General features: G+C 46.3%; 33 protein-coding genes and 1 tRNA gene. 25 read left to right on the top strand and 9 right to left on the bottom strand.

All coding sequences use genetic code 11. The annotated features are described in order from the left end of the window. Position 1 precedes the first annotated feature (1 nt). The 17 genes from ACMHKJ_RS10725 (at position 2) to ACMHKJ_RS10645 (ending at position 7714) form a co-directional block, all read left to right on the top strand. On the top strand, positions 2-709 hold the full coding sequence (locus ACMHKJ_RS10725) for an XRE family transcriptional regulator (protein ID WP_413493810.1): 708 nt from the start codon (positions 2-4) through the stop codon (positions 707-709). A 30-nt stretch (positions 710-739) separates the two neighbouring features. Beyond that, entirely contained in the window at positions 740-1030 is a 291-nt protein-coding gene (locus ACMHKJ_RS10720; protein WP_413493808.1) for a hypothetical protein, read from the top strand. 108 nt (positions 1031-1138) lie between these two features. After that, positions 1139-1981, top strand: coding sequence for a protein rexA (locus ACMHKJ_RS10715; RefSeq protein WP_413493806.1), 843 nt, complete (start codon positions 1139-1141; stop codon positions 1979-1981). 30 nt (positions 1982-2011) lie between these two features. Next, on the top strand, positions 2012-2440 hold the full coding sequence (locus ACMHKJ_RS10710; RefSeq protein ID WP_413493805.1) for a biopolymer transporter ExbB: 429 nt from the start codon (positions 2012-2014) through the stop codon (positions 2438-2440). A gap of 242 nt (positions 2441-2682) precedes the next feature. After that, a complete protein-coding gene (locus tag ACMHKJ_RS10705) occupies positions 2683-2892 on the top strand; it encodes a host cell division inhibitor Icd-like protein (RefSeq protein ID WP_413493803.1) in 210 nt (69 codons plus the stop codon). A 1-nt stretch (position 2893) separates the two neighbouring features. After that, the gene (locus ACMHKJ_RS10700; protein ID WP_413493801.1) at positions 2894-3067 is read left to right on the top strand and encodes a hypothetical protein; all 174 of its coding nucleotides are present in this window, start codon (positions 2894-2896) and stop codon (positions 3065-3067) included. Continuing rightward, complete coding sequence (locus ACMHKJ_RS10695) at positions 3060-3455, top strand: hypothetical protein (protein ID WP_413493799.1); 396 nt, start codon at positions 3060-3062, stop codon at positions 3453-3455. The genes ACMHKJ_RS10700 and ACMHKJ_RS10695 overlap by 8 nt, the downstream gene beginning before the upstream one ends. A 2-nt stretch (positions 3456-3457) precedes the next feature. Beyond that, the gene (locus ACMHKJ_RS10690; RefSeq protein WP_413493797.1) at positions 3458-3952 is read left to right on the top strand and encodes a hypothetical protein; all 495 of its coding nucleotides are present in this window, start codon (positions 3458-3460) and stop codon (positions 3950-3952) included. Then, entirely contained in the window at positions 3945-4343 is a 399-nt protein-coding gene (locus ACMHKJ_RS10685; protein WP_413493795.1) for a hypothetical protein, read from the top strand. Before ACMHKJ_RS10690 ends, ACMHKJ_RS10685 begins: the two co-directional genes overlap by 8 nt. A 73-nt stretch (positions 4344-4416) precedes the next feature. Then, positions 4417-4758, top strand: a complete 342-nt coding sequence (locus ACMHKJ_RS10680; protein WP_413493793.1) for a hypothetical protein — start codon at positions 4417-4419, stop codon at positions 4756-4758. 42 nt (positions 4759-4800) lie between these two features. Next, positions 4801-5286 (top strand): hypothetical protein, encoded by a 486-nt coding sequence (locus ACMHKJ_RS10675; protein WP_413493791.1) that lies wholly within the window; start codon positions 4801-4803, stop codon positions 5284-5286. Between the two features lie 10 nt (positions 5287-5296). Then, the gene (locus ACMHKJ_RS10670; protein WP_413493789.1) at positions 5297-6130 is read left to right on the top strand and encodes an ORF6N domain-containing protein; all 834 of its coding nucleotides are present in this window, start codon (positions 5297-5299) and stop codon (positions 6128-6130) included. 2 nt (positions 6131-6132) lie between these two features. Further along, a complete protein-coding gene (locus tag ACMHKJ_RS10665) occupies positions 6133-6741 on the top strand; it encodes a hypothetical protein (RefSeq protein WP_413493787.1) in 609 nt (202 codons plus the stop codon). Next, on the top strand, positions 6738-6959 hold the full coding sequence (locus ACMHKJ_RS10660; RefSeq protein ID WP_413493786.1) for a hypothetical protein: 222 nt from the start codon (positions 6738-6740) through the stop codon (positions 6957-6959). The genes ACMHKJ_RS10665 and ACMHKJ_RS10660 overlap by 4 nt, the downstream gene beginning before the upstream one ends. Then, positions 6956-7210 (top strand): hypothetical protein, encoded by a 255-nt coding sequence (locus tag ACMHKJ_RS10655; protein WP_413493784.1) that lies wholly within the window; start codon positions 6956-6958, stop codon positions 7208-7210. The genes ACMHKJ_RS10660 and ACMHKJ_RS10655 overlap by 4 nt, the downstream gene beginning before the upstream one ends. Continuing rightward, on the top strand, positions 7197-7508 hold the full coding sequence (locus ACMHKJ_RS10650; protein WP_413493782.1) for a hypothetical protein: 312 nt from the start codon (positions 7197-7199) through the stop codon (positions 7506-7508). Before ACMHKJ_RS10655 ends, ACMHKJ_RS10650 begins: the two co-directional genes overlap by 14 nt. 2 nt (positions 7509-7510) lie before the next feature. After that, complete coding sequence (locus ACMHKJ_RS10645) at positions 7511-7714, top strand: helix-turn-helix transcriptional regulator (protein ID WP_413493780.1); 204 nt, start codon at positions 7511-7513, stop codon at positions 7712-7714. Positions 7715-7736: 22 nt separating this feature from the next. On the opposite strand, the gene ACMHKJ_RS10640 is transcribed toward ACMHKJ_RS10645, so the two are convergent. Both ACMHKJ_RS10640 and ACMHKJ_RS10635 read right to left on the bottom strand, forming a co-directional pair. After that, positions 7737-8924 carry a tyrosine-type recombinase/integrase gene (locus tag ACMHKJ_RS10640; RefSeq protein WP_413493778.1) on the bottom strand — a complete coding sequence of 396 codons (1188 nt, stop codon included), beginning with the start codon at positions 8922-8924 and terminating at the stop codon, positions 7737-7739. Between the two features lie 174 nt (positions 8925-9098). Further along, positions 9099-9186 (bottom strand) — tRNA-Ser (locus ACMHKJ_RS10635). Between the two features lie 201 nt (positions 9187-9387). Between ACMHKJ_RS10635 and ACMHKJ_RS10630 the strand changes: the two genes are divergently transcribed. Next, positions 9388-9717: a TusE/DsrC/DsvC family sulfur relay protein gene (locus tag ACMHKJ_RS10630; protein ID WP_413493776.1), complete on the top strand. Its 330-nt coding sequence runs from the start codon at positions 9388-9390 to the stop codon at positions 9715-9717. 248 nt (positions 9718-9965) lie between these two features. Beyond that, positions 9966-10286, top strand: a complete 321-nt coding sequence (gene hspQ / locus ACMHKJ_RS10625) for a heat shock protein HspQ (RefSeq protein ID WP_190973062.1) — start codon at positions 9966-9968, stop codon at positions 10284-10286. A gap of 53 nt (positions 10287-10339) precedes the next feature. Here hspQ and ACMHKJ_RS10620 read toward each other — a convergent pair whose 3' ends face one another. Then, the gene (locus tag ACMHKJ_RS10620; RefSeq protein WP_413493774.1) at positions 10340-10753 is read right to left on the bottom strand and encodes a CoA-binding protein; all 414 of its coding nucleotides are present in this window, start codon (positions 10751-10753) and stop codon (positions 10340-10342) included. Between the two features lie 214 nt (positions 10754-10967). On the opposite strand from ACMHKJ_RS10620, the gene ACMHKJ_RS10615 reads away from it, so the two are divergent. Beyond that, entirely contained in the window at positions 10968-11432 is a 465-nt protein-coding gene (locus tag ACMHKJ_RS10615; protein WP_413493772.1) for a methylglyoxal synthase, read from the top strand. Here ACMHKJ_RS10615 and helD read toward each other — a convergent pair whose 3' ends face one another. Then, a complete protein-coding gene (helD, locus tag ACMHKJ_RS10610) occupies positions 11433-13487 on the bottom strand; it encodes a DNA helicase IV (RefSeq protein ID WP_413493770.1) in 2055 nt (684 codons plus the stop codon). Between the two features lie 167 nt (positions 13488-13654). On the opposite strand from helD, the gene yccS reads away from it, so the two are divergent. Then, the gene (gene yccS, locus ACMHKJ_RS10605; protein ID WP_413493768.1) at positions 13655-15880 is read left to right on the top strand and encodes a YccS family putative transporter; all 2226 of its coding nucleotides are present in this window, start codon (positions 13655-13657) and stop codon (positions 15878-15880) included. A gap of 59 nt (positions 15881-15939) precedes the next feature. Here the strand turns inward: yccS and ACMHKJ_RS10600 are convergent, their stop codons facing one another. Further along, entirely contained in the window at positions 15940-16551 is a 612-nt protein-coding gene (locus ACMHKJ_RS10600; protein WP_413493766.1) for a TfoX/Sxy family DNA transformation protein, read from the bottom strand. A gap of 223 nt (positions 16552-16774) precedes the next feature. On the opposite strand from ACMHKJ_RS10600, the gene sulA reads away from it, so the two are divergent. Continuing rightward, the gene (sulA, locus tag ACMHKJ_RS10595; protein ID WP_413493764.1) at positions 16775-17293 is read left to right on the top strand and encodes an SOS-induced cell division inhibitor SulA; all 519 of its coding nucleotides are present in this window, start codon (positions 16775-16777) and stop codon (positions 17291-17293) included. 350 nt (positions 17294-17643) lie between these two features. Continuing rightward, positions 17644-18738, top strand: coding sequence for a porin OmpA (gene ompA / locus ACMHKJ_RS10590; protein WP_413493762.1), 1095 nt, complete (start codon positions 17644-17646; stop codon positions 18736-18738). 56 nt (positions 18739-18794) lie between these two features. On the opposite strand, the gene matP is transcribed toward ompA, so the two are convergent. Next, entirely contained in the window at positions 18795-19253 is a 459-nt protein-coding gene (matP, locus tag ACMHKJ_RS10585; protein ID WP_413493761.1) for a macrodomain Ter protein MatP, read from the bottom strand. Positions 19254-19515: 262 nt separating this feature from the next. Here matP and ACMHKJ_RS10580 point away from each other — a divergent pair, with 262 nt between their 5' ends. Together ACMHKJ_RS10580 and fabA are read left to right on the top strand one after the other, a co-directional pair. Further along, complete coding sequence (locus ACMHKJ_RS10580; RefSeq protein ID WP_413493759.1) at positions 19516-21261, top strand: AAA family ATPase; 1746 nt, start codon at positions 19516-19518, stop codon at positions 21259-21261. An 86-nt stretch (positions 21262-21347) separates the two neighbouring features. Continuing rightward, positions 21348-21866 (top strand): bifunctional 3-hydroxydecanoyl-ACP dehydratase/trans-2-decenoyl-ACP isomerase, encoded by a 519-nt coding sequence (gene fabA, locus ACMHKJ_RS10575; protein WP_067364065.1) that lies wholly within the window; start codon positions 21348-21350, stop codon positions 21864-21866. Between the two features lie 69 nt (positions 21867-21935). Here the strand turns inward: fabA and rmf are convergent, their stop codons facing one another. The 3 genes from rmf to pqiB form a co-directional block, all read right to left on the bottom strand. Beyond that, positions 21936-22103: a ribosome modulation factor gene (gene rmf / locus ACMHKJ_RS10570; protein ID WP_082970629.1), complete on the bottom strand. Its 168-nt coding sequence runs from the start codon at positions 22101-22103 to the stop codon at positions 21936-21938. Between the two features lie 346 nt (positions 22104-22449). Beyond that, complete coding sequence (gene pqiC / locus ACMHKJ_RS10565) at positions 22450-23040, bottom strand: membrane integrity-associated transporter subunit PqiC (RefSeq protein ID WP_413493756.1); 591 nt, start codon at positions 23038-23040, stop codon at positions 22450-22452. A gap of 1 nt (position 23041) precedes the next feature. Further along, the gene (gene pqiB / locus ACMHKJ_RS10560) at positions 23042-24694 is read right to left on the bottom strand and encodes an intermembrane transport protein PqiB (protein ID WP_413493914.1); all 1653 of its coding nucleotides are present in this window, start codon (positions 24692-24694) and stop codon (positions 23042-23044) included. Positions 24695-24696: the final 2 nt, after the last annotated feature.

Genomic DNA, 24696 nt, shown 5'->3' with positions numbered 1-24696 from the left:
TATGAAAACGACACTTGCACAACGATTAAAACTCGCCAGGAAGCACGCTAATCTCTCTCAGAAAGAGCTTGGGGATGCTATTGGCGTATCACAGGCTGCAATCCAGAAAATTGAATCCGGAAGCGCTCAGACATCAACAAAGCTGATTGAGATAGCCGGGGCACTGTCTGTACCTGCAGAATGGCTGGCATACGGCGATGGTGATAACCCGTTACTTCCGGCCGGCGATACCTATTCAGTTAAGGCTGAACTGACAATTCCTGCTGTTATAAAGACTTACAAAGTCGAAATACTCGATGTTGAAGCAAGCGCGGGGCCGGGTGTGATGGTTCAGGATGATTTCATTGAAACCATTACGGCTATTGAGTATTCAGCAGAGGAAGCGAAGCGGCTTTTTGGCGGCAGACCAGCAGAAACAATCAAGATGATAACTGTTCGTGGCGACTCAATGGCTGAGACGTTCGAGCCACGGGATCAGATATTCGTTGATGTAACCGTAGATCATTTTGATGGTGACGGGATTTACGTTTTCGTGCTGGACAACCAGATTTATATAAAGCGGCTGCAAATGCAGTACAAGCGCCTCGCCGTGATATCAGATAATCCGCGATATGAGACATGGCACCTTGATGAATCCAGTATTGAGGGTGTGTCTATTCGGGCTAAGGTGCTGGTTAGTCAGTCCATCAAGTATAAGTTCCACGGCTGACAGCCTGACGACACGCTTTAGGGTGAAACCATGAACTTCAAATCAAGAGATGACTTAAGAAACTTTATTCAGGAACGCTTATTTCCTCTACAAATTGAGTTCGGCGAACGCCATAAAATGTATCTATTTGATTATTATGGTAAAATAAAAAATTTAGCCGAAAAACTTAAGCCTGAAATAGTAATGGAGATACACCCTGACGCAGAGGAATGGGCTTCAGATGAGGAAGATTCCGGGATGTATTGGGAGTCTGAAAATCTTTCTATTGATGCTGACCCACTTGATGCCGGAGTGTTTATGGTCATGATTTCAGAACAGTGACGACACGTTTTAGGGTGTGGTAAAAAAATAATAATATCAATTTGATAACTTAACAATGCCAGAGAAATAGATACTAAACAATACTCTACTATTTTAAAAGGGATGGTTATGAAAGTTAGTTTTTGGGCTTACTATGCGCAAGACGACAAAACGAAGGCGAAGAGGAAAGTCAATCTTGACAAGCTATTTGAAGATCTAGTCATTTCTAAAGCTAGCCACTCATTTCAATGCGAAGATTACTACACCTATATGCATCGCATTGATATTAAATCATTTTTATTCACAAAAACGAATGATTCTGATTTAATAAATAAAATTAATAAAACAAACAACTCAGTAAAAGATATCCGCGACAGCTTGGCTGACGATGAGTTACTAGGATTCCCATCGTTTGTTTTTATTGATGACGGTGTAATTGGTTTTGCCTCTTCGTTTCTGGGGCCAAAAATCAGGGAATTACCTGACTTCGTTAAAGGTAAAAAGTTGCTTTCAGAATCAGAAAGCCTAATCGTCGAGCCTTTGATGAAAGGAGTGACAAAGGCTGATGCCCTCAATATGACATTCATCGGAAGAACAACACTGAGAATAGAATCCGATAAAACCATGATAAAAACACTACTTCGCACCTTGGGTGTTAGCAGTGCATCTGATGAACTATTGAATTCAATTGAAATAACATTAAAGCCAAAAATGAGAAAGGATATCAAAGGGATATCTAAGGAAATAATAAGCAGCACCTATGACTCTATTGACCAAATAAACATAAAGGCAAGAGAAAATGCCGCTGATGTATTAACCGAATACTATCTAGATGGTAAGGGACACGTTGGGTGTAATTTACCTAAAAAATCTTCTAATGCAGAAATCGCAAATGAGATATACACTGCCTTTATCCGCATGAAACCTGTTATAATCGAAAGTTACAAAGAAATAAAAGAAGAACTTTCTTAACTCAGATGAATATGACAAAAAGGAGGGGGAATGGACTCTTTATACAAAATTTTTTCGGCTATTATTCTATTTGCCACTCCTTACTTAATAACCATTTTTGCACACAACTGGATCGCACCTGAACTTTCTTTTTCTCTTCATAGAGAAGCACTTGGCGCAACAATGAGTTCATATTCCGGTACCCTGATTGCGGTTCTGATAGCTGCATTAACATTTATGCTCGGAATAAAAAACAACAATTTTGCAAAAATGCAGAGATATGGGTATATGCTATCTATTATAACTCTGTATGCACTGATTTTTGTTGAATTAGGAATTCTATTTTTTATTGGCATCCTATTGATTTCAAACTTAGATATAGTTTTTTTGCCTTCAGTGGCGTTGATTATATCCACTACGTCATTTTTACACTTATGCCTTTTAACAATTCAGTTGATTAATTTAGCAAACAAAAAATAGCCATCTCTCAGCCCTCCCCGCGAGGGCTTTTTTGTGCCTACAATTCCCCCGCCTGTGTGATCTGTGTCCAATCCTGCCGATTTTTTTTTAAAAAACACGCAATAAAAAACAACCAATTAACTAAATAAAAGTATACGATTCTGACATCAAACAACTTTAGTTGTTGACATAAATACAACTTTAGTTTTAAATCAGCTTACGAACACAAAGTGAGGGTTTAAAGAATGCCGAATATACATTGTATGCCAAATTATGATGTACCGAAACCTGACAACTATACAGCGGTTAATGAGATGTTCATTTTTCGGTTCTTTGCTATCAAACGTATAGACCAAAATGCAAAGCCTGAATGCAAAGAAGTACGAGCGGCAGATTTACGGTCTGCAAAATTACAGCTCATTCGCGATTACATTCTATCGCTGGCGACACAGATTCCGGTTAAGGCGGTGTGACATGTCACAGAACGCAATTATCGACCGTACAAAGCTTGTTGATGTATTAACCAGAGTGAAAGCATTTACGGTAGCAGCGCAATACCTGACACGCGATAAAGAAGAACGCCGGTTATCATTAGAATTACTTTGCCAGGCAGAAGCAGAAATTGATGAGGTGCTTGAAAATGAATAATACCCAATTAAAAGAAGCAGCCTGTGATGATTTAACTTACGCAAAATCAACTTTATCTTTAATTATTAATAATGATGTTCCATTTGATACACACGCATGCAATACAGTCGAGGGCGTAGTCGAACAAATAGACCGCGCTCTTAAAAAAATTGCCAGCATCAATACGGAAAAGGCATCAGCCAGCAATGAAGATACCGATGTATTTTACGGAATGAATTTGGAGTCATCGCTTAACTCAGTACTAGGCACCCTGACTGCTATTGAAAACATAAATGTGTCATTTGAAAGCAATTCATTAAAAATAAACAGCACAACCTTAATTGAATTAATTGCATCCGTAAAAATAAACATGGAATCAATCTGCAAACATATTGCTGCAAGGGGCTAATTATGGATATTCAAAACGTTATTTCTCACTTGGATTTCTCAGGACTTAATTCAATAGAAATTCAAAAAGCGATGAATAACATGGAGTTCACTGTTGATTCTATATTATCCGGAATTGCTTCATTAGGTAATATCATGTTTTGGGTTTCAGCTAATGACGATTACTCAGACTTTCGCGATGATAACGCAAACATCGGTCTGATGATAAAGCAAATAGCTTTGATTGCCAGAACGCTGACTGAGCAGGTTAATGACCTTGATTGTAAAAACCGTTTATCACCCCATCACAATCAAAAGCCGGAGGAGCAGCCAAATAAACTTAACAGTGTTATTGGCGACATTAATAACGCTAAGCTGTCACTACAGCAACTTAAAAGTGACCTGTATGAAAATGAACCTGAAAAAGAAATAATATTCGCACAGCTTGATTTAGTGACATCTAAGTTAAGTGGTTCATTAGACCAACTGGAAATAATAGCAGGAAACAATCATGACTAATAAATTTGAAGCAATCGAAAAAGCATCAAAGGGTGAAATCACTATCGAAATGCGCCCTGTGTATATCATCAATGGTGCACCATGCGCCCGCCTGACCGAACGGGCAGCACTGAACAAGCTGGCGTCACTCATTACACAACGTGAATTCCGGAAGGACGACCGCCCTACCAATGAACCGGATGTAATGGTCGATAACGGATATGGTGAAATGATGCCACGCCGTGGTAAGCCAACAGATCAGTTCATGGCGGTAAAAGAAGGTGTCTACATAGGCTTACTTGATAGCCTGAGACAAGAGAAGGAAATAGCCAGGCTGGAAAAAGAATATCAGGCAGCAAATGCAAAATCACAATCGATATTAAAAGAACTTATTGCTGCACAACATAAATAACAAAACATTGAGTTAATTTAAATTACAGCGCCTGCGCTGGGGAATTCCACATCTGAATTTCAGGAATAGTATTATGGAAAATAACAACCTTTTATATAACCGCCGAAAAACATTCATTAACGCTTTCTTTGACCATTTAAAAAAGAAAGGCAAGTCAGCATCGTTTAAACGCTCTGTTGATGGCGTGAAATATCAGATTGATTTAGACAATGAAATATTCACACAGGCACTGATAACCCTTTATGAAAATAAAGCATGTAAGGATGCCGGTTATACAGAGCAGCAAATAATTAACTCTTACGCCGACTATTACAACAAAAACGGAAACATCACACCGGACGGGGAGATGTTTATCAGCTTTATCACGGAATTAATTGCTGAGCAGATTCACCACAAAGGCGCTGGTAATAAATAGTTGCTTGGTTAAATAAAAAATTAGAATCTCGGAGGGTATGTAATGAACGATAAAGAAATGACACCAGAAGAAATTGTTGAATTTTTAAAAAATACAGGCGCACCGTCGTTTCTGTTAGATACGGAACGCCTCAAGACTAATTATCCGCCATTAACTGAAGATGAAAAATTAGAGTATGTGAAGCACTTAATTAAAAACTTCAGAAAAATTATTGTCGGTGAATATCTACTGTCCTGTTTTTATCGGTTCGGGCCGGGCGTGAACAGCACCTACGCATTCCGCCACGACGAAACTATCGCGGCTGTTGATGATGAAGTTATCGAAACACTTCTTAAACATCAAATTGAAAAGCCAATTTTAGAAGAGCGCCAAAACGAGGGGGAATTAGCGGTCTGGCGGTTTTATATCGGGAATGAACAGCATGAAAAAGACACTGGCGAGAAGTGGATGCAGAACTTCATCGATAACGTATTTATTACAGGTTTCCAACTGTTTAAAGCACCAGTCGCTGGCAACTTAACTCACTAAGAGGTGATTCATGAAAAATAAATTACTCACTATTGATGCCAGTGATCTTCCGGTCATTGAATGGAAAGGTGCTCGGGTCGTCACCACCGAAACATTGGCGGCAGGGTATAGCTCAGATGTCAAAAGTATCCAGATGAATCTGGCCAACCATAAAGCCCGGTTTATTGAAGGTGATCACTATTTCAAACTCGAAGGTGACGAGTTGCGTCAGTTTAAGAACCTACCCAATAGCATTGGGGTGGTTAGTAAACATACAAGTCAGCAGATTTTATGGACAGAAAAAGGCGCGGCACGTATGTCAAAAATCGTTGATAGCGACGAAGCGTGGTCATTCTTTGAAAAAATGGAAGATGCCTATTTCCGTCCGGCTCCCGCAGAGGTTAGCCGTAAACAATTAGCCCTCATGGTGATTGAAGCGGAAGACCGCGCTGAGGCGTTTTCAATAGAAAACAAACAACTCAACACCACTGTTGAAAACCTTGAGAAGCACTTCCGCAAAGGCATGACCATTACCGCATTCTGCAAATCGCTGAACGGCGTCAATGTCAGCAAAGTTATGTGGTGGGCTTACGGGCGCAGTTGGGTATTTAACTCACGCCGCGACCAGGACAAAAGCCCTAAATGGCGGGTTGCATCGTATGCGCGTGACAAGTACTTGACGGAAGAGGAAACCCAGATTGCCCCGCACGGCATGGATGAATTTGCCAAATTTACCCCGGTGTTACTGGAGAAAGGATGTCAGCGGGTATTTCAACTCTACATGAAAGGTGAATTACCCATGAAAAAGACATGGAACGGTGAATACAGCCACGACAAAGCCATTTATACACCAGAGGGAAAATAACCATGAAAGAAAAATTACCATACATTGATGCCGACCTGCTGCGTGCCGCACTCACTCTGATCTCCGCAAATGATGATCCGCGCCCGGTGACAAAGGCTGTTCACATTAATAGTGAATTTATCGAATCGACCAACGGTCACGCTCTGGTACGCATGAAGCATAACGCTGAATTTTACCACGATATCAATGTGCAATTTAATGAACCAGTGCCCGATGATGCTGAGTTTGCGGATATCAAAGTGCTTGATGATGGTATCTATGTCGCCGTGTATTACCGTGAAGCCGAGGAAGAAGAGTTTATACCGACAGCAAGATCTGTTCTGGCGACTGTTTCAGTGCCATACCCTGATCTGAATTTTTTCCTGAAAAGTGAATTTGTAGAAATAACTATGCCGCCGGTCAGCGCTAAATACCTGGCGTTACCTTATCTCATGTTCGGCACCAGTGTTGTGGATGTCATGTGTACTGAAGATCGAAAAACCGTCCTATTCACAATGGGAGCGCTGACCAGTGAAATATTCGGCGACCCTCAGTTAATTGCTATGGCAGTTCAGCCGGGATATTTCGATTCATGCAGCACTGCCCGTGACGAAGTTATGGGGGATGAATGAATATCGAATTTATTCCCGATGGCAACACAGCCAAGGTGGTGATCCATTCCTTCATCACCGAACGCCGGGAGCTGATCCGCCTGGTTGATGCGGCCCTGCTCCATGCACCGGTACACGAAACATCTGCAGGTGTATTTTTCAGGACTACGGTGATTTACGGCAAACAGAATCACATCCGCCGCGCTTACAAAATTATCAGCAGGGAGGCGTCATTATGAGCCAGCAGGAAGAAGACTACGAAGTCAGTGTGTATGACGACCCGCTGATTAAAGCTATCCATCATGTGGACGATGGGCGTGATTACAGCCAGCGGATTATTTACGACATGCGCCAGCGGTATTACATCAGAGCGGGGATCTATCTTCCCCGCCCACCAGCACCACAGGTCGTTGCACCAAAATTAACGCCGGCAATGAAGAAGAAAAAGAAAGTTCAGAAAAACAGGAAGGTGATAAATGGAGACGACTGATCTGCACCTGGTGCAAATTATCACAACCGCCGGTCACGATCCGTCTGACATCACGGATGCAGTCTGGGCGGCCGGTTACCGGAAAACGAATTTTACCACTGAGCAAATTATCAAAATGGCGGTGAGCCAGTCTGCTGACATTTTGCTGAATAAATTACCGGCAGCCCAGCTACCGAAGACACTCGACGACCTCAGTCAGTATGAGCTGAATACAGTCATCTTTGAAGCAAAGTGGGAAGGCTCACCTGAGGCAGTGGCAAAGGCAGTATTGGTGAACGGGTATAAGGTGGGGAGCTAATCATGACATACAGATTAATTAGGTTACCCGAGGTTCTGAAAAGAACAGGCTACAGCAGATCATGGACATATAAATTAATAGATAAAGGAGAGTTTCCTGAACCAATTAAAACCGGCTCCCGCTCCATTGCCTTTATAGAGAGTGAAATCAATGACTGGATTGAGCAGCGGGTTAATGAATCCCGCTCCCAAAATAAACATGTTTAAATTATAGCCTCAGATGAACGGTTTATTGCACTTTCCCGGATTCGAGATCATTCATGTAGTTTGCGTACCACTGGAGCATTTCTTTTCGTCCATCCAAATAAAGGGCATGGTTATACGTGCCCCTGATACTGTTTTTATCTACATGAGCAAGCTGTGTTTCAATCCATGCGGTATTGTAATCTTGCTCATGTAGAATGGTGCTCATGGTATGACGAAAGCCATGACCGGTAGCCCTGCCCCCGTAACCCATCCGGCGGATCATGGTATTCAGTGCCATATCCGATATATGCTTTTTGTAATCGGTACGGCTCGGGAAAATATATTGGTAACTGCCGCTAATCGGGTGTATTTGTTTCAGTAACTCAATAACCTGTTCCGACAGTGGCACAATATGAGGACGCCGCATCTTCATTTTTTCAGCGGGTATTTCCCATATTGCCTTATCAAAATTAATTTCCGACCATTCCGCTTTGCGTAATTCACCAGGGCGAACGCCTGTCAAAATTAAAACTCTCAGTGCAGTTCTGACAATTTGGCTGCCCATGTATTTATCAATGGAACTCAGAAAATCAGGTAATTCACTAACCATCAAATGAGCATAATGTTCACGTTTGTGCGGGATAAACGCACCCGCTAAATCCGGTGCCGGGTTATATTCTGCCCGTCCGGTAATAATGGCGTATTTCCATACTTCCCCGCAGCGTTGACGAACTTTCTTTAGTTTCTCTGTAGCGCCACGCTTTTCCATAATGGAAAGCACTTCTAATAATTCCAGGGGCTTGATATCAGTGATCGGGCGATCACCTATATAAGGAAATACATCTTTTTCAAATGCGTCCATCATGTCGTCACGATATCCGACAGACCAGCGGTCTTTACGCCCGCCAAACCATTCAAGTGCGATATTTTTAAAGGTATTTTCAGATTGGCTGATTGATGCCGCTTTCTCTGCTTTTCTGGCTTCACTTGGATTGATATCGTTAGCCACCAGCTTTCTGGCTTCATCTCTTTTAGATCTGGCCTCATTTAATGTCACTACAGGATAAATACCAAGAGAGATCATTTTAGTCTTGCCGGCGAACTGGTAACGAAACCGCCAGCCTTTCGAGCCGTTCGTTTCCACTAACAAAGACAGACCATTGCCATCTGCCAATGTATAAGCCTTTTCTTTTGGCTTTGCCCGCTTGATTGCCATGTCTGTTAGCTTCATAAGTCACCAATATTGTATAGAGGAAATTGTAGAGATAATTCTATACAAGAAACTATACAATAGATTGTAGAGATTTAGGAAGATAGTAGGAGATGTCAGGAGACGCTAATTTTGCCGTAACTATTGATTTATCAGGGCTGGAGAGACTTCACAGGATGGTGGGAGACGTTGAAATGGCGGAGGAGGAGAGATTCGAACTCTCGGATGGTTACCCATCGGCGGTTTTCAAGACCGCTGCCTTAAGCCGCTCGGCCACCCCTCCGCAATGACGTGCACTATAGACCTCTCTCCGGGTTCTGTAAAGTCCCGGGGGGTCTGAATGTTGAAAATTTAGTCATATCTCAATGTGTTAGCTCCATTTTTCATCATCATTACCGATTTATCTGTCCGAAGGCTTGGGATACTCCCTGTTTTTTGCTACATTTTCAGTCTCACCACTTATCAGGTTTATCAGGTTCCGATTATGTTTGTGTTTGAAGGGCGTGAAATCGCCACCGATGCTCAGGGCTATTTGCTCAATGTTCAGGATTGGCAGGAAGGTATGGTCCCGCTGCTGGCTGAGCAGGAAGAAATATCTCTGACAGAGCAGCACCGGGAAGTCATCCGGTTTGTGCGGGAGTTTTATCTGGAATTCAACACGTCACCGGCTATCCGTATGCTGGTGAAAGCCATCACACAAAAGTATGGCGAAGATCGGGGAAACAGTCGCTATTTGTACCGCTTGTTCCCGAAAGGTCCGGCTAAGCAGGCGACAAAACTTGCAGGTTTACCTAAGCCGGTAAGATGTATCTGACACCGGCCGGTTCGCAACGAACCGGAAAATCGCGTCCTGTATTCATTATGTCACTCCTTTTCATGTAATTATCACTATTTTAATCTTTATCGTTATCCGCCGGTTGTAATTTACCGCAGCCGCCGATAACCTGAAATAGTCAGATACCACTGATTACAGAAATAGGTAATACCAATCTATAAAGGGATTGAATCTGTTATCAGTAACCCCCATATTAGTAACAGAGCAACGTTTCTTCGGAGGTGATTATGATGATTTCAAGTAAATTCGGTATCGGACAACAAGTTCGCCATAAGCTGCTTGGCTACCTGGGCGTAATTGTTGACATTGATCCTGAATACTCACTGGATCAGCCGGAAGAGGACGATATCGCATCCAATATGAACCTGCGCTCTGCGCCCTGGTATCACGTCGTGATGGAAGATGATGAAGGTGAGCCTATCCATAGTTATCTGGCTGAAGCTCAGATTACTTATGAGATGGATAAAGACCACCCCGACAATATCACTATGGACGATCTGGCTGAATCTATCCGCAACCAACTGTTATCGCCCCGGTTGCGGAATTAGGGCTTAATACAGACAAGCCCCCGCCACTCACATGCCGGGGCTTTATTTTTTTCTTATTTTTCCAATCCCAGACGCGGAATTTCAATCTTCGGACATCTGTCCATGACAAAACGCAGCCCACCATTTTCCGCCACTAATTTTGCTTCCTCACTGATAACACCCTGCTGTAACCACAACACCTTTGCATGAACAGCAATGGCTTCCTGTGCAATACCGGGTGCTGCATCAGCATTGCGAAACACATCCACCATATCAACCGGTTCCGGAATATCGGCAAGTGTGGCGTAAACCATCTGGCCTATCAGTGTCTTACCTGCAAGCTTCGGACTGACCGGGATTACCCGGTAGCCCTGACCCAGCAGATATTCCATCACATGAAAAACCGGGCGATCCGGTTTATCACTCGCGCCGACAACCGCAATTGTTTTTACCTGCTGAAGAATATCTGTCAAAACGGTATCATTCATATATGCCCCTTATCACAAGCCCGCAAACTAATCTGGGTTATGTACCCGACATTATTCAAGACGCAGTCAGAGCTTGCCGCCAACGAACCTGCAGTTTGAATGAATAAGGGTATAGCATAACAGAGGGATAATCACCTGTTGGCGGGATGGTTTTTTTCGCTTATGTTATTGAATAATATTTTATTCGTCTTATTCGCCGCAAAAAGAGAGTGTTATGGAATCCACAACCCGTGTACTGACCAAGCATAAAAAAATTGCCCTTGTGGCGCATGACCATTACAAAACCAAATTACTGGACTGGGTTAAACGCAATCTGGCAGCATTACAGGAACACCAGCTCTTTGCCACCGGCACCACCGGGCTGCTTATCAGCCGGGAAACAGGGCTGGAGATTACCGGGATGCTGAGCGGACCGATGGGTGGCGATCAGCAAATTGGCGCAATGATTGCTGAGGCAAAAATTGATGTGCTGATTTTTTTCTGGGACCCGCTCAATGCGGTACCGCACGACCCGGATGTCAAAGCACTGCTGCGCCTGGCGACCGTCTGGAATATCCCGGTCGCCACGAATATGTCTACAGCTGATTTTATTATTCACTCCCCGGATTTTGACAAAGATGTGGATATTGTCATCCCGGATTACGCCCGCTATTTAAATGAGCGCACACAATTAAGATAATCAGGGCTTTTTCACCCGGCTGACACCCATATCAGCCAGCTCGGCGGCAAAACAGGATGGTGATGCATTATCATACAGCAACCAGACCTGTTTTTTTGCCCGTGTCAGCGCCACATACATCAGGCGGCGCTCTTCAGCGTGCTGAAATTCTTCCTCGCGGGGTAATAATCCCTGTTCAATCACTGATTCCCGCGCAGCAGCCGGAAAGCCGTCTTTTTCATCTGTCAGACCGGTGATAATGACATAATCTGCCTGCTGCCCTTTTGAGCCGTGCATTGTCATAAAGCGGATATTGAGCTGCGGCCAGCGGGTTGCCGCCACGGATAGAATGTCCGGTTTAAGATGATGATAACGCGCCAGAATTAAAATGGTTTCCTCTGCGGTGACGTAACCGCTCATTTTATTGAGCAATGCGTCCAATTGGGTATCCGGTAATAACAGAACGTCTTTTTTATTCCCTTTTGTCAGGCTGTTCAACAGCTTGACTAACTGCTGCGGATTTCGCTGAATAAACTGATTCGCAACCTCACCGATCCGGCTGTTAAAACGGTATGTGGTATCCAGCGCGCACTGTCCGCCCTCTCTGAATACAGCACTGAAATCCGTGGTCAGCGTCAGTTCGGCACCACTGAAGCGGTAAATCGCCTGCCAGTCGTCGCCGACAGCAAACAGTGTTGTCAGCGGATTTTGTGCCCGCAATGCATGAATAATGTTGGCACGCAGCGGTGAAATATCCTGAAATTCATCCACCAGCACCACTTTCCACGGTGAAATAAACCGTCCCTTTTCGATAAGATTGACAGCCTGGTGAATAAGCCCGGAAAAATCAGTCGCGCCCTCTTCTTTCAGCGCACTTTTCCATGCTTTTAAAAACGGCGCCATCAGTTTGATTTGCTTTGTAAATTCAGGTGCTATATCCGGTTCTGCGGACTCAATCATTGCTTTCTGACTGCCGCCATTCATCCGCATCAGGCTCAGCCAGCGATCTATTCTCGGGACAATGCGGCGACACAGTGCTTCATCCTCCCAATATTCGCCCTCATCAAGCAGCCAGTTCAGACTGGTACTGATAAGTTCCCGCCAGCCTTTCGCCTGCGCTTTTTTCTCACGGCACTGTGTTTGCCAGACCGATTTAATCAGTTCATGGCGGGCAGCTGTATCACTTTCCAGAGCGCTGATAACCGGTGATTTATTGGTTGCTTCGCGGATAATATGCAGTGCCAGCGCATGAAATGTTTTGCTGCGGATCTCATCAGTATGCAGGCAACGCTGAATGCGTTCATTCATCTCATCTGCCGCCTGCCGCCCGAAAGCCAGCATCAGAATTTGTTCCGGTAATGCCTGCTGCCGGCGTAACAACCAGCCCGCACGGGCCACCAGTACCGATGTTTTTCCGCTCCCCGCGCCTGCCAGCACCAGTACCGACGGCTCACCATTTATCACCGCTTCACTTTGTGATTGATTCAGCGGGGAGGACTCAATATCGGCAAAAAAGTCAGCATAGGTTTCAAGACACTGCTGTGTCCAGTCACGATTGCGCTGACGGCGCTTCTTATCTGTGTTATCCAGCCAGTCCAGACAGAACTGATACGCCGAAGCACAATTTTCAAACCTGCTTAAACGCACCTGTGGCAACGGAAGCGCGCTGAATGATTTTATGATGTTATCGCGCAGCTTCCGGCTTTCAGGCTGTGTCAGCCAGCGATCCGCCTGAATGGCGGCGGTGATTTCACCTTCCTGCTTCTCCAGTACCTGCGCACTGACCACACTCATTTCTTCACTCCAGCGGGTCCAGACATCCGTCAGGTAATGATAAAATTGCTGAGTTTCCTGCCATTGTGTGCCGTGCAGACGGACAACCTGTTCATCCGGAAGCTCGAATTCCATCTCGCCCCAGACAATGCCCCGTTTACATTGGATATTGATTAACTCATTGAAAGGAATAACATACCGGTGTTTTTCCCCGCTGACTTCGATACCGGCGTTAAGTAACCGTACGCGATTGTAAGGATGCCGGGCTAATGTCTGCCCCATTTGTGTTGATTTTAATTCCATGAGTTACGCACCGTTACGTTACTGATACAAGATTGAAATCAATATGTGATAAAAGCAGATGTGGTAAAACCTGTGCCTGCGCCATACCATTGCCATATTACAGAAAAGACACGATTAGTTTACTGCCAAATTCCCGTTAAGGGTATTTCTGACTTATTGAGGTTACTGTGCTTGCAGCGTTTCGCGGCTTCAGCCGTTATATTTATAACAGCCATTTTCTTTACTATACCCGCATATTCATTGCGCTGACAGGAACCACACTGGTGCCGTGGCTGCTGCACATGCCGCCGAAAGTCACTATCGCTCTGACACTCGGGATGGTTGCGGCCGCCCTGACTGACCTGGATGACCGGTTGGTCGGCCGTCTGCGTAACCTGTTTATCACACTTATCTCCTTCTTTGTCGCTTCAGCATCTATCGAGCTGCTGTTTGATCACCACATTCTCTTTATGGCGGGTCTTGCACTGTCAACCAGCGGATTTATTCTGCTGGGTGCGCTGGGGCAGCGCTACGCGACTATCGCGTTTGGCGCACTGCTGATCGCCATTTACACTATGCTGGGGAAAAATCTGTTTGATGACTGGTATCAGCAGCCGCTGCTGTTGCTGGCCGGGGCGGTCTGGTACAACCTGCTGACACTGACCGGACACCTGTTGTTTCCGATACGTCCGTTGCAGGACAACCTCTCCCGCTATTACCTGCAACTGTCAAATTATCTGGAAGCCAAAGCGAACCTGTTTGATCCGGATATTGAAGAAGATTATCAGCAGACGGTATTTGAACTGGCGATGGCAAACAGTGCCCTCACCACATCAATGAATCAGGCAAAAACTACGCTGTTCTCGCGGCTGAAAGGTGACCGCGGGCAGCGTGGTACCCGCCACGCACTGCACTATTATTTTGTCGCCCAGGATATTCATGAGCGGGCCAGTTCATCCCATATTCAGTATCAGAATTTAAGTAATGAACTGCGTTACAGCGACATCATGTTCCGTTTTCAGCGCCTGATGTCAATGCAGGGGCGGGCTTGTGCCGCCGTTGCACAGGCTATCTTACAGCGGAAAAAATATGAGCATAATCCGCGCTTTGAGCGGGTATTCTCCTATCTGGAAAACTCCCTGAATCTTCTGGAGCAGCAAAAGCCCGGTAACAGCAGCGTGATGGCACTGCGCCATCTGCTGAGCAATTTGCGGGGCGTGGATTCTCAGCTTAAAGGTCTCAGTGCGGAACAGACCAAATTACCGGCAGAAAAATTGCAGGAAGATGCGAGACTTTCCAATGAAAACCTTCAGGGGCTGCGCGATATCTGGTCGCGTTTCCGGCAGAACCTGACACCACGCTCCGCGCTGTTCCGTCATGCTATCAGGATGTCCGTACTGCTGTGTGCCGGTTACGCCATTATCCAGCTGTTTGATTTAAACCGGGGCTACTGGATTATGCTGACCAGCCTTTTTGTCTGTCAGCCGAATTACAGCGCCACCAAACGCCGCCTGATGCTGCGGATAACCGGGACACTCGCGGGGATACTGATCGGCCTGCCAATCATGTACTTTGTACCGTCCTATGAAGGACAGTTAATTCTGATGGTGATTTCGGGGCTGATGTTTTTTGTTTTCCGTACCAGCCAGTATGCTCAGGCGACTATCTTTATTACCCTGCTCGTTCTGTTCAGCTTTAATTTGCTGGGCGAAGGGTTTGATATCGCTCTTCACCGTATTGTTGATACCATCATCGGCTGTGGCCTTGCCTGGTTTGCCGTCAGTTATATCTGGCCGGACTGGAAATACCGTCAGCTTCCTCTGGTTATTGACCGCACGATGCAGGCAAACGGTCGTTATCTTGAGCAAATTCTGCGCCAGTACTATGACGGTAAAAACGACGGACTGGATTACCGGGTTGCCCGACGGGATGCGCATATCAGCGACGGCGAATTTGCCTCTGTTGTGGCAAATATCTCATCGGAGCCCAGCAGTTACCGGACATCTCATGATGAAGCGTTCCGCCTGCTTTGCCTGAACCACACACTGCTGAGCTATATTTCAGGTCTGGGCGCACACCGGACAAAGCTGACTGATGATACGGTTCTGCGTCTGCTGAATGACACTATCCGTTACACCGAAGCCGCACTGCAACAGGGTCGTCAGGGCGAATTGCAGATCCATGCTATTGCTGATGCACTGGCACAACGTCTTGATAAATGTAAGTGTGAAAACAACAGTGCAGAGCAGCTGGTTGCAGAGCAAATCCGCCTGTTACTCAATTTAATCCCTGATATTGTGATGCTTATCCGCCAGATAACTGAAAAAGAGCATAACAGGCAGCAGGGTACAAAAAGACGGAACAGACCGAAAGCCACAACTGACAGCACAGAGCCCGGTAATCCGTCATCATAATCAGCCGGACCCCGGGGACAAAACAGATAACCCTGTTCCCCGGGGTATAAGCACCTGCCTTAATTTAAACGGTCATGCCAGTGAATAAGATCCTCGCGCAGTGCTTTCGGTAATACCGCACTATGGCAACCTTCAATAGCACCGGCGAGGGCAAATAACAGCTTCAGTTCATTTTTCGGACGCGCTTTTACCTTCAGAAAACTTGCTTTCGCCCCTAATAAATAGAGATCATCCACCTGGCGGATACCCGCCTGCCAGAGGCGGCGCTCTAATGCTCTGTCCACATTAGGTAAATCTTTAATCCGTGACGGAAGCCGTTGCTGTGAAAGTGCAAATGCACGTACATGGAAATAGGCCTGATAAAAAAGAGACTCGCACTGCTGAGGACACAGCCACACGGCGTCAGTCACCCGGTAATAATTAATCCGCATCGGCAGTATCCTTTTCGGATACGTGAACCTGTCATATAACTCCATCTGACAAAAAAGATCCCGGGTCGCCTCTGTGCTTTTCAGCCAGAGCTGACTGTTGGCAATGAGTGCAAAGGTTACCCCGTCAATTGATAACCCCATACATCCGAACTGTGATTTTAACCGGATCCGGCCAAACGGCTGTGTGCTGCGTTGAAGACGATCAAACTGAACATCTGACAATTTCAAATAATCCTTCATATTATCAGTCCCTTGAAAGCAGGTTAAATGTATCGTTATGTCATTCCGTGACTGAGCTCAGCGTCGCCACAAAATAAGGAATGTTTCTGCAATTGCCAACGATAAATTCGTATTTACGCACAGCAATCCTGAAATTTGCGAGTTGCTTGGAAAAAATTTACTTGATCTAAGGGAAATTGAATTGTACTGTACATTCATACAGTATCACTATGTGAGGTCAACTATGCGCCAGCAATCAATCCGGGAATATCTCCCTGCTACGTCTGCATCCGTGTCACCAGCCCTTTCGCAGGCAGGTCACTCACAAACAGGCACAACCGGTATGGTCAGCGAATTGGTCTATCGCAATAATGATATGATCCTGACTCATATCCTGCTTCCGTTGTTACGTCAGCTTGCCGGTGAACCGCGCTGGTTACTCTGGCTCTCACCCGGCGAAAAACTCAGCCGCCGGTGGCTGGCACAAAATCAGCTGCCCCGTGATAAAATAATGCAACTTTCCCGTATCCCGGTAATCAACAGTGTCGATGCGATGGAGAAAGCGCTCGCCAGTGGTAATTACAGTGTTGTTCTTGGCTGGTTGCCGGTATTAACTGAACAGGAAAATTACCGGTTGCAGCGGGCTGCACAGCAGGGTCGCTGCCTGGGCTTTATTATGCGGCCTCAGAAATGGCATAATGATAATGCGCCGCAGGCACGACAACTGAACACAGTACAAATTCACTCTTTCCCTTACCACTAAGTAAAATTAAGAATATTCTCAGTCTTTTTTACAAGCCCGTATCATTTGCTCGGCTTAGTTAATAAAATCACAATATTTCAACGCGTTAAGCCAAATATCCAAAGAAATTGACTATTTTGTATGTTTATGAATCAGTAAGCTTTTTTGCTTTTTTTTAACCGAATTCTGTCGGATACCCTTGTAACTTTTGAACTTCGCTGTAGACTTTACACCGTTAAGGTAGTGCTTAAAATTCCCTATTGGGAGCTATTTACTAAATTGAGCACATAATCCCTGACTATTTTTAAAAACCAAAGGCAAAAATAAGGCTATTTAAGCCAGAGCCTATTTGGATGATAACGAGGCGTAAAATGAAAAAGACAGCTATCGCAGTGGCAGTAGCAGTAGCAGCTTTCGCAACTGTTGCGCAAGCAGCTCCGAAAGATAACACCTGGTACACTGGTGCTAAATTAGGTTGGTCCCAGTATCAGAACACCGGTACAAGCGTAGGCGACAATGGTGAAGGCTTAGGCAACACCGGTCCTACTCATAAAGACCAGATCGGCGCTGGTGCATATGCTGGTTTCCAGCACAACCAGTACATGGGCTTTGAATTAGGTTACGACTGGTTAGGTCGTATGCCTTATAAAGGCGACGGTAACAACGGCGCGTTCAAAGCACAGGGTATTCAGCTGACTACCAAACTGAGCTATCCGGTAATGGAAGACTTAGACGTTTATACCCGTCTGGGTGCTATGGTATGGCGTGCAGATTCAAGCTATTCAACTGTTACCGGCGGTGTTCGCAGCGCACAGAAAACTCAGAACGACACCGGTGTTTCACCGTTAGTTGCTCTGGGTACTGAATACGCAATTACCCGTGATATCGCCGCTCGTGTGGAATATCAGTGGATCAACAACATCGGCGATAAAGAAACTCTGGGCGCACGTCCGGACAACGGCATGCTGAGTGTTGGTATCGCGTACCGCTTCGGTCAGGATGACGTTGCAGCACCAGTTGTAGAACCAGCTCCGGCTCCGGCTCCTGTTGTTGAAAACAAACGTTTCACCCTGCGTTCAGACGTTCTGTTTAACTTCAACAAGTCTACTCTGAAAACTGAAGGTCAGGAAGCTCTGAACCAGCTGTTCAACGAACTGGCGTCAATCGACCCAACTCAGGGCAACGTCCTGGTTATCGGTTACACTGACCGCATCGGTTCACAGAACTACAACCTGCCACTGTCACAGAAACGTGCTCAGAGCGTTGTAGATTACCTGGTTGCTAAAGGTATCCCTACAGGCAGCATCCGTGCAGAAGGCCGCGGTAAAGAAGATCCTATCACAGGCAACAAATGTGATAATATCAAACAGCGCGCTGCTCTGATCGAGTGTCTGGCACCAGACCGTCGTGTTGAAATCGAAATTCAGGGCGTAACTGAACAAGTTGCACAGGCTGCTGCTCAGTAATTTCTGATTCGATTGCATGATGCAATGAATTTATAAACCCCGTCTCCGGATGGGGTTTATTTTTTGTCGCTACCCAATAAGTTTTGCAGATCTTCCTTCAGTGACGTCATCTTCGTCGCGTATTTTTCTTTCCGCTCCGCATCTTCCAGTAACTGAATAATCGTGTCTGACAATGTACTGCCGCGTCGCTGTGATAGTGCAGATAGACGCTGCCAGACTAAAAACTCCAAATCGACAGATTTTTTGCGGGTATGTTGTTGCTCAGCATTAAAATGACGCTTACGACGGGCACGGATAGTCTGACTCATCCGGTTTATAAGTGCCGGCGACATGTGCTTTTGTATCCAGCCGATGACTTTAACGGGGTGAGATTCCAGTTTCAGCAGCAGTGCAACCGCCTCTTCTGCCTGACTTTTTTCCACATGCCGGGTAATAGCTTCACCTTCACGGTGTTTTTTGACCAGATATGCCCACTTCCAGCCACACTCAAGGTTCTCTAGTTGTTGATATTTCATTATTTTTCTCAGTGACAGGGTAACACTTTCATAAGCATAGCAATATTTGTCTTAAAAAACCGCTCCTAAATCAGATTCTCTCTTATCCGACCGGTTAAAAATAAACGTCACGAGGATAGCTATCAGACATACTTACGCGCTACAATGCCCCATTATTTCCGTTACTATTCAAAGGCAGTGCTGAGAGCCGCACACAGCGGGAAGCACCTGATCCTTACATACCCCACATACGCCTGACATCATCAAAAGTAGACAATACCGAGTGAATATTAAACAATTAACCTGGCAATCATTACTGCCTGATGAAAACAGTTACCACGAGCTCCTGCAAACTGCCTCTTCGCTCCCGGCTTTGAGTACCGATGCGGTACAGGCCCGTTTGCAGGAAAGCCTGTCACTTTTCAGTCATCCGGCAGCCAAACGCCGTTTTATACTGGTAAAAAGTGATGAAAGCGAATGTTATCTGAATACGATAGCGCAATTGCTGCCGCCTGATGCCCGGGCTCAGCAGAAGCGTACCGCCGGTGGTGAGTATCATTTTGATAATCACCGGTTTATTTTCACACCTGCGGATAGCGGTCACTTCAGTGCAACACGCCCTTTTGCTGTCTGCGACTGGGTTGAGCCGGAACACCTGTTTGGTCAGATATTTACACATCATCAGCATGTTCAGCTGCAACCCGGCCTGCTCCATCAGGTTAACGGCGGCTATCTGATTATCTCAATGCGCAGCCTGCTCGCGCAGCCGTTAATGTGGCTGCGCCTGAAACAAATGGTCTGTGCTCAGCGTTTTGAGTGGCTGGCACACACAGAACAACATCCGCTGCCGTTCCCTGTTGATGGTATGCCTCTGGATCTGCGTGTCATTTTAGTCGGTGACCGTATGAGCCTTGATGAATTCATGCTGACAGAGCCGGAACTCAGCGAAGAAGCTCTGTACGGGGAATATGAGTTCGACAGTCAGATTGAAGAGATTGATCAGCTTTGTGTATGGTGTCAGTTTATCAATGGTCTGCTGAAAGAAAATCAGCTGCCGTCACTCAGCCCCGATGGCTGGTATGAACTGATCCGCCAGGGAATGCGCCATCAGGATGATAAGAAAAGACTGCCGCTTGATTTATTGTGGCTGACGTCATTGCTGCGTGATGCGGCAACACTGCTGCCGTCTGAAACAATTACAGCAGAAGCACTGCGCAAGATTCAGGAAAACCGTCTCTGGCGTCATGGCTATCTGGCTGACCGGGGTCTGGATGAAATGCTTCAGGGTCAGGTTTATATCCAGACTCAGGGTAGTACCGTCGGTCAGATTAACGGGCTCTCTGTCCTTCAGTATCCCGGTCACCCGCAAGCGGTGGGTGAACCCTCCCGCATCACCTGTGTTGCGCATATCGGTGACGGCGAGTTTGTCGATGTTGAGCGCAAATCTGAGCTTGGCGGAAATATTCATGCAAAAGGCATGATGATTATGCAGGCTTATCTGGTTGCCGAACTGAAGCTGGATCAGCCATTCCCGTTCTCAACGTCTGTGGTGTTTGAGCAATCCTACGGCGAAGTGGATGGTGACAGCGCCTCTCTGGCCGAACTGTGCGCACTGATAAGCGCCCTCTCCTGGCAGCCGGTTGACCAGCAGATTGCCGTAACAGGCTCAGTCGATCAGTTTGGTTTCGTCCAGGCTATTGGCGGCGTGAATGAAAAAATAGAAGGTTTTTTCCGTCTGTGCCAGAGCAGAGGGCTCACCGGAGAACAGGGTGTCATTATTCCTGCCTCCAACGAGCGCCATCTTGTACTGTCAGATGATGTTGTTGACGCAGTACGCACGGGTGAGTTCCATATCCGGACGGTTTCGCATGTATCGCAGGCAGCATCACACCTGATGAAAATGCCGTATTATGAAGAAGAAAACAATCCTTCCGGAGAACACCTGTTAGCTATAATTCAGGATCGGATTTTCCTGGCAAACAATCAGGATAAACCAAGAGCGCCGTGGTTCTCCCGTTGGTGGAAGTAGCTCACATTTTATCTGATCGGACTTGTTCAGCGTACAAGTGTACGCTATTGTGTAGCCTATCTGAAAAACAAGGCAAAGATTGAGTTATGGTCGCAAAACAAGATTCATACACAAAGCAGGAACTTGAAGCCTCAGGACGAGGTGAACTCTTTGGTGAAAACGGGCCACCATTACCATCCGGCAACATGCTGATGATGGATCGCGTCATTAAAATGAGCGAAACCGGCGGTCATTTTGATAAAGGCTATATTGAAGCTGAACTGGATATCAACCCTGAGCTGTGGTTTTTCGGTTGTCATTTCACCAACGATCCCGTTATGCCGGGCTGTTTAGGTCTGGATGCAATGTGGCAATTAGTCGGATTCTATCTCGGCTGGCTGGGCGGCGAAGGTAAAGGCCGTGCGCTGGGTGTGGGTGAAGTTAAATTTAGCGGGCAGATATTACCGACCTCGAAAAAAGTCACTTACCGTATTCACCTCAAGCGTGTAATCAACCGTAAGTTGATTATGGGTATCGGTGACGGTGAAGTCTTTGTTGATGACAAACTGATTTATACGGCCACGGATCTGAAAGTGGGTCTGTTTAAAGATACCAGCGCGTTTTAATCCGCCGGTTTCAGCAGCCTTACCTGTAAAAACCTCCGCATGCGGAGGTTTTTTGTTCTTCAAAACCGGTTACGCAATGACCGCCCTGTTATCGATGGCCTCGCGCCAGCCTCCCAGCCAGTGAGAACGTTCGTCAATCTTTAGATACGGGCAATGCTCTTTAGAACGACCTAAAATACCCGCCTGATAACCTTTGGTTAATGCTCTCGCTAAACGATCACGCTTTTGTCTTTTCATGCCGTTACTTCCCTCATGTTATTCAGTATCAGAACAGGTTGATTTTCACTCAACCCATAACAGGAATACGCTGTCGGGCAACGGATTGCAAGTAAAGAAGATTCAGAGTGTGTCAGACTCTCTTTGCAAAAAAATACACAGTAAAAACAGGGGGATTGTTTTATCAGCGTAATCAGCTGATTAGTTTTTCTGCAACCGTAAACAAAGACAGAGAGTGAAACAAGACAGGGAAGAAATTATTTTTGTGATCAGGCTGTTAATCGAATTAATGAGAGGTATTTCACAAATTTGTTCTTTTTATAATAAACTGCCCTCTGTTTGCACACCACAGAGGGCAATTTTCCGGTTACTTACGTATCTCGCCTGCGACCGATTTAGCTACCTGCGCCCATCCCTCACTGAGGGTACGGATCAGTTCAGGATACCCGTTCTCACTTTGTGTCAGAACAAGGTTAAACGGATGACGGATAACATTTTCGCCGTGAGTATAAATCCAGCTGCCCGCCACAATCACTTTACCGTCATAGCGTCCGTGGAAACCCGTTACACTGATGGTCAGCGTATCCGGTTTCATTTCCAGCGGCTGCACGGAAACCAGTCTGTCCGGCAATGCCTGACTGAGTTCTGTGGTCATGGCATCCAGTAACTGCTGCTCCAGCGGCCCTGCCCATAAATTTGTGCTGCCGATGCTGTATTCCACATCACTGGTCTGATAAACGATGCCGGAATTGCCCAGCACATCACTCAGTGTGATGCGCTGGATCCACAGCTGTGGAGCACGGTTGTCACCGGTACTGCTCCGGTAACCGGTCTGATCCGCATCTGTTTGAGATGAGGTAACAGACGGCAACTGATAATACTGTTTTTCAGGGGTGCTGCTGCATCCCGCCAGTACAAAAACACCCAGAAATGCCAGAGCTTTCGCCAGGTTTTTCATCTTAATTCTTCCCCTTCTTAGGTTGAGGATCAGACTGCGGCTTCGCTTCAAAGACCAGCGCATTGCTCTTATTGTTCAGTGTCCGCAATACCGGTTGCAGTTCACGCAGAACCTGATCCAGGCGCTGCATATCATCGACCAGCTTATTGTAAGCCGGTGATCCCGGTTGAACACCCTGCATACTGCGGTTCAGCTCGCGTAATGTCGATTGCAGATCTTTCGGCAGGGCTTTGAACTCTTTGCTGCCCAGTAATCCATTCAGCTCAGACAAGGTTTTCTGTGCTTCGGCGATCGTTTTTTCACTGGCGCGCAGCGTATCTGTCGCCTGTTTCATCATCGGCTCAATCGGCATACCGTTGATTTTATCCAGTGCGGCGAGGACTTTCTGTTGCAGCTGAACAAGGCCACCGCTGGTGGTCGGCAGAATTTCATAATCAGAAATACTCATCGGCGCTTTCCAGGCATCCTGTTCCGGATAGAAATCGAGATCAACATACAGTGCGCCGGTCAGCAGGTTGCCGGATTTCAGAGACGCCCGCAGCCCTTGCTGGAGTGCAGTTTCCAGCTCTTTTTCCAGTTTGAACCCCTTACCGACATCTTTCTCAAAGCGTTCCGGTTCGATATGGATAAGTACCGGAATACGGAAGTCCTGATCAAAGCTCTGCCCCAGCCCTTTCGCATAGAAAGGTACCTGTGCCACTGTCCCTAAACGGATCCCGCGGAACTCCACCGGTGCGCCCGGAGATAAACCACGGACAGAGTCAGAGAAAAACAGCAAATAACTTTTATACTGTGTATACAGTGAATTCTGTGTACTCTTCTGGTTATCAAACAGTTTAAACAGTGTTTTCGGGTTTACTTCCTCGCCCGGCTGCCAGCCATCCGGCACATCAAAACTGACGCCGCCGCTGAACAGCGTTGATAAAGAACCCATCTGTACACTTACACCCTGTGAGGACATATCAAAGGAGATGCCGCTGTCTTTCCAGAAACGGACATTTGTGGTGATCAGTTTGTCGTAAGGCGCACTGATAAACAGTTCATACTGCATATCGCGCTCGTCGAGATTAAATTCAGCTGTTTCCACAGAGCCGACACGGAACCCCCGGAACAGTACCGCATCACCGGGATTGAGCTGACCAGCCTGCTGGCTGGTTAATATCACGCGGATCCCTTTTGCATCGGGTGCTGCTAGCGGCGGAGAATCGAGCAGTTCAAATTCCTCGCTCACAGCTCCGGTTTTTGCCGGTTGCACCTGGATATACGCACCGGACAACAGGGTGCCCAGCCCGCTTACGCCTTCACGTCCGACAGTCGGCTTGACGACCCAGAACGCCGTATCTTTGCGCAGCACATCCTTCATTTCAGCATTCAGACGTGCTTTGATGATAACGCGGCTGTAGCTTTGATCCAGCATGACGCTTTCCACCACACCGACATCCACGCTGCGGCTTTTGATCTTGGTTTTCCCGGCTTCAACCCCTTCCGCATTATAGGTTATCAGCGTGATCTCCGGTCCCTGCCCGCGAAAATGGCTGATGAGGATCCAGGCGCCAATCAGCACCGTAACGATGGGGATAATCCAGACCGGTGACCAGCTTTTCAGTTTGCTGACCTTCGCCTCTGTCAGGCTGTCTGCATCTGCGTCTGTCAAAT

This window comes from Morganella psychrotolerans (assembly GCF_965118875.1).
GTDB lineage: Bacteria > Pseudomonadota > Gammaproteobacteria > Enterobacterales > Enterobacteriaceae > Morganella > Morganella psychrotolerans_C.
Note: the sequence above shows the minus strand (reverse complement) of the source record. Positions and strands in the feature narration are given on the sequence as shown.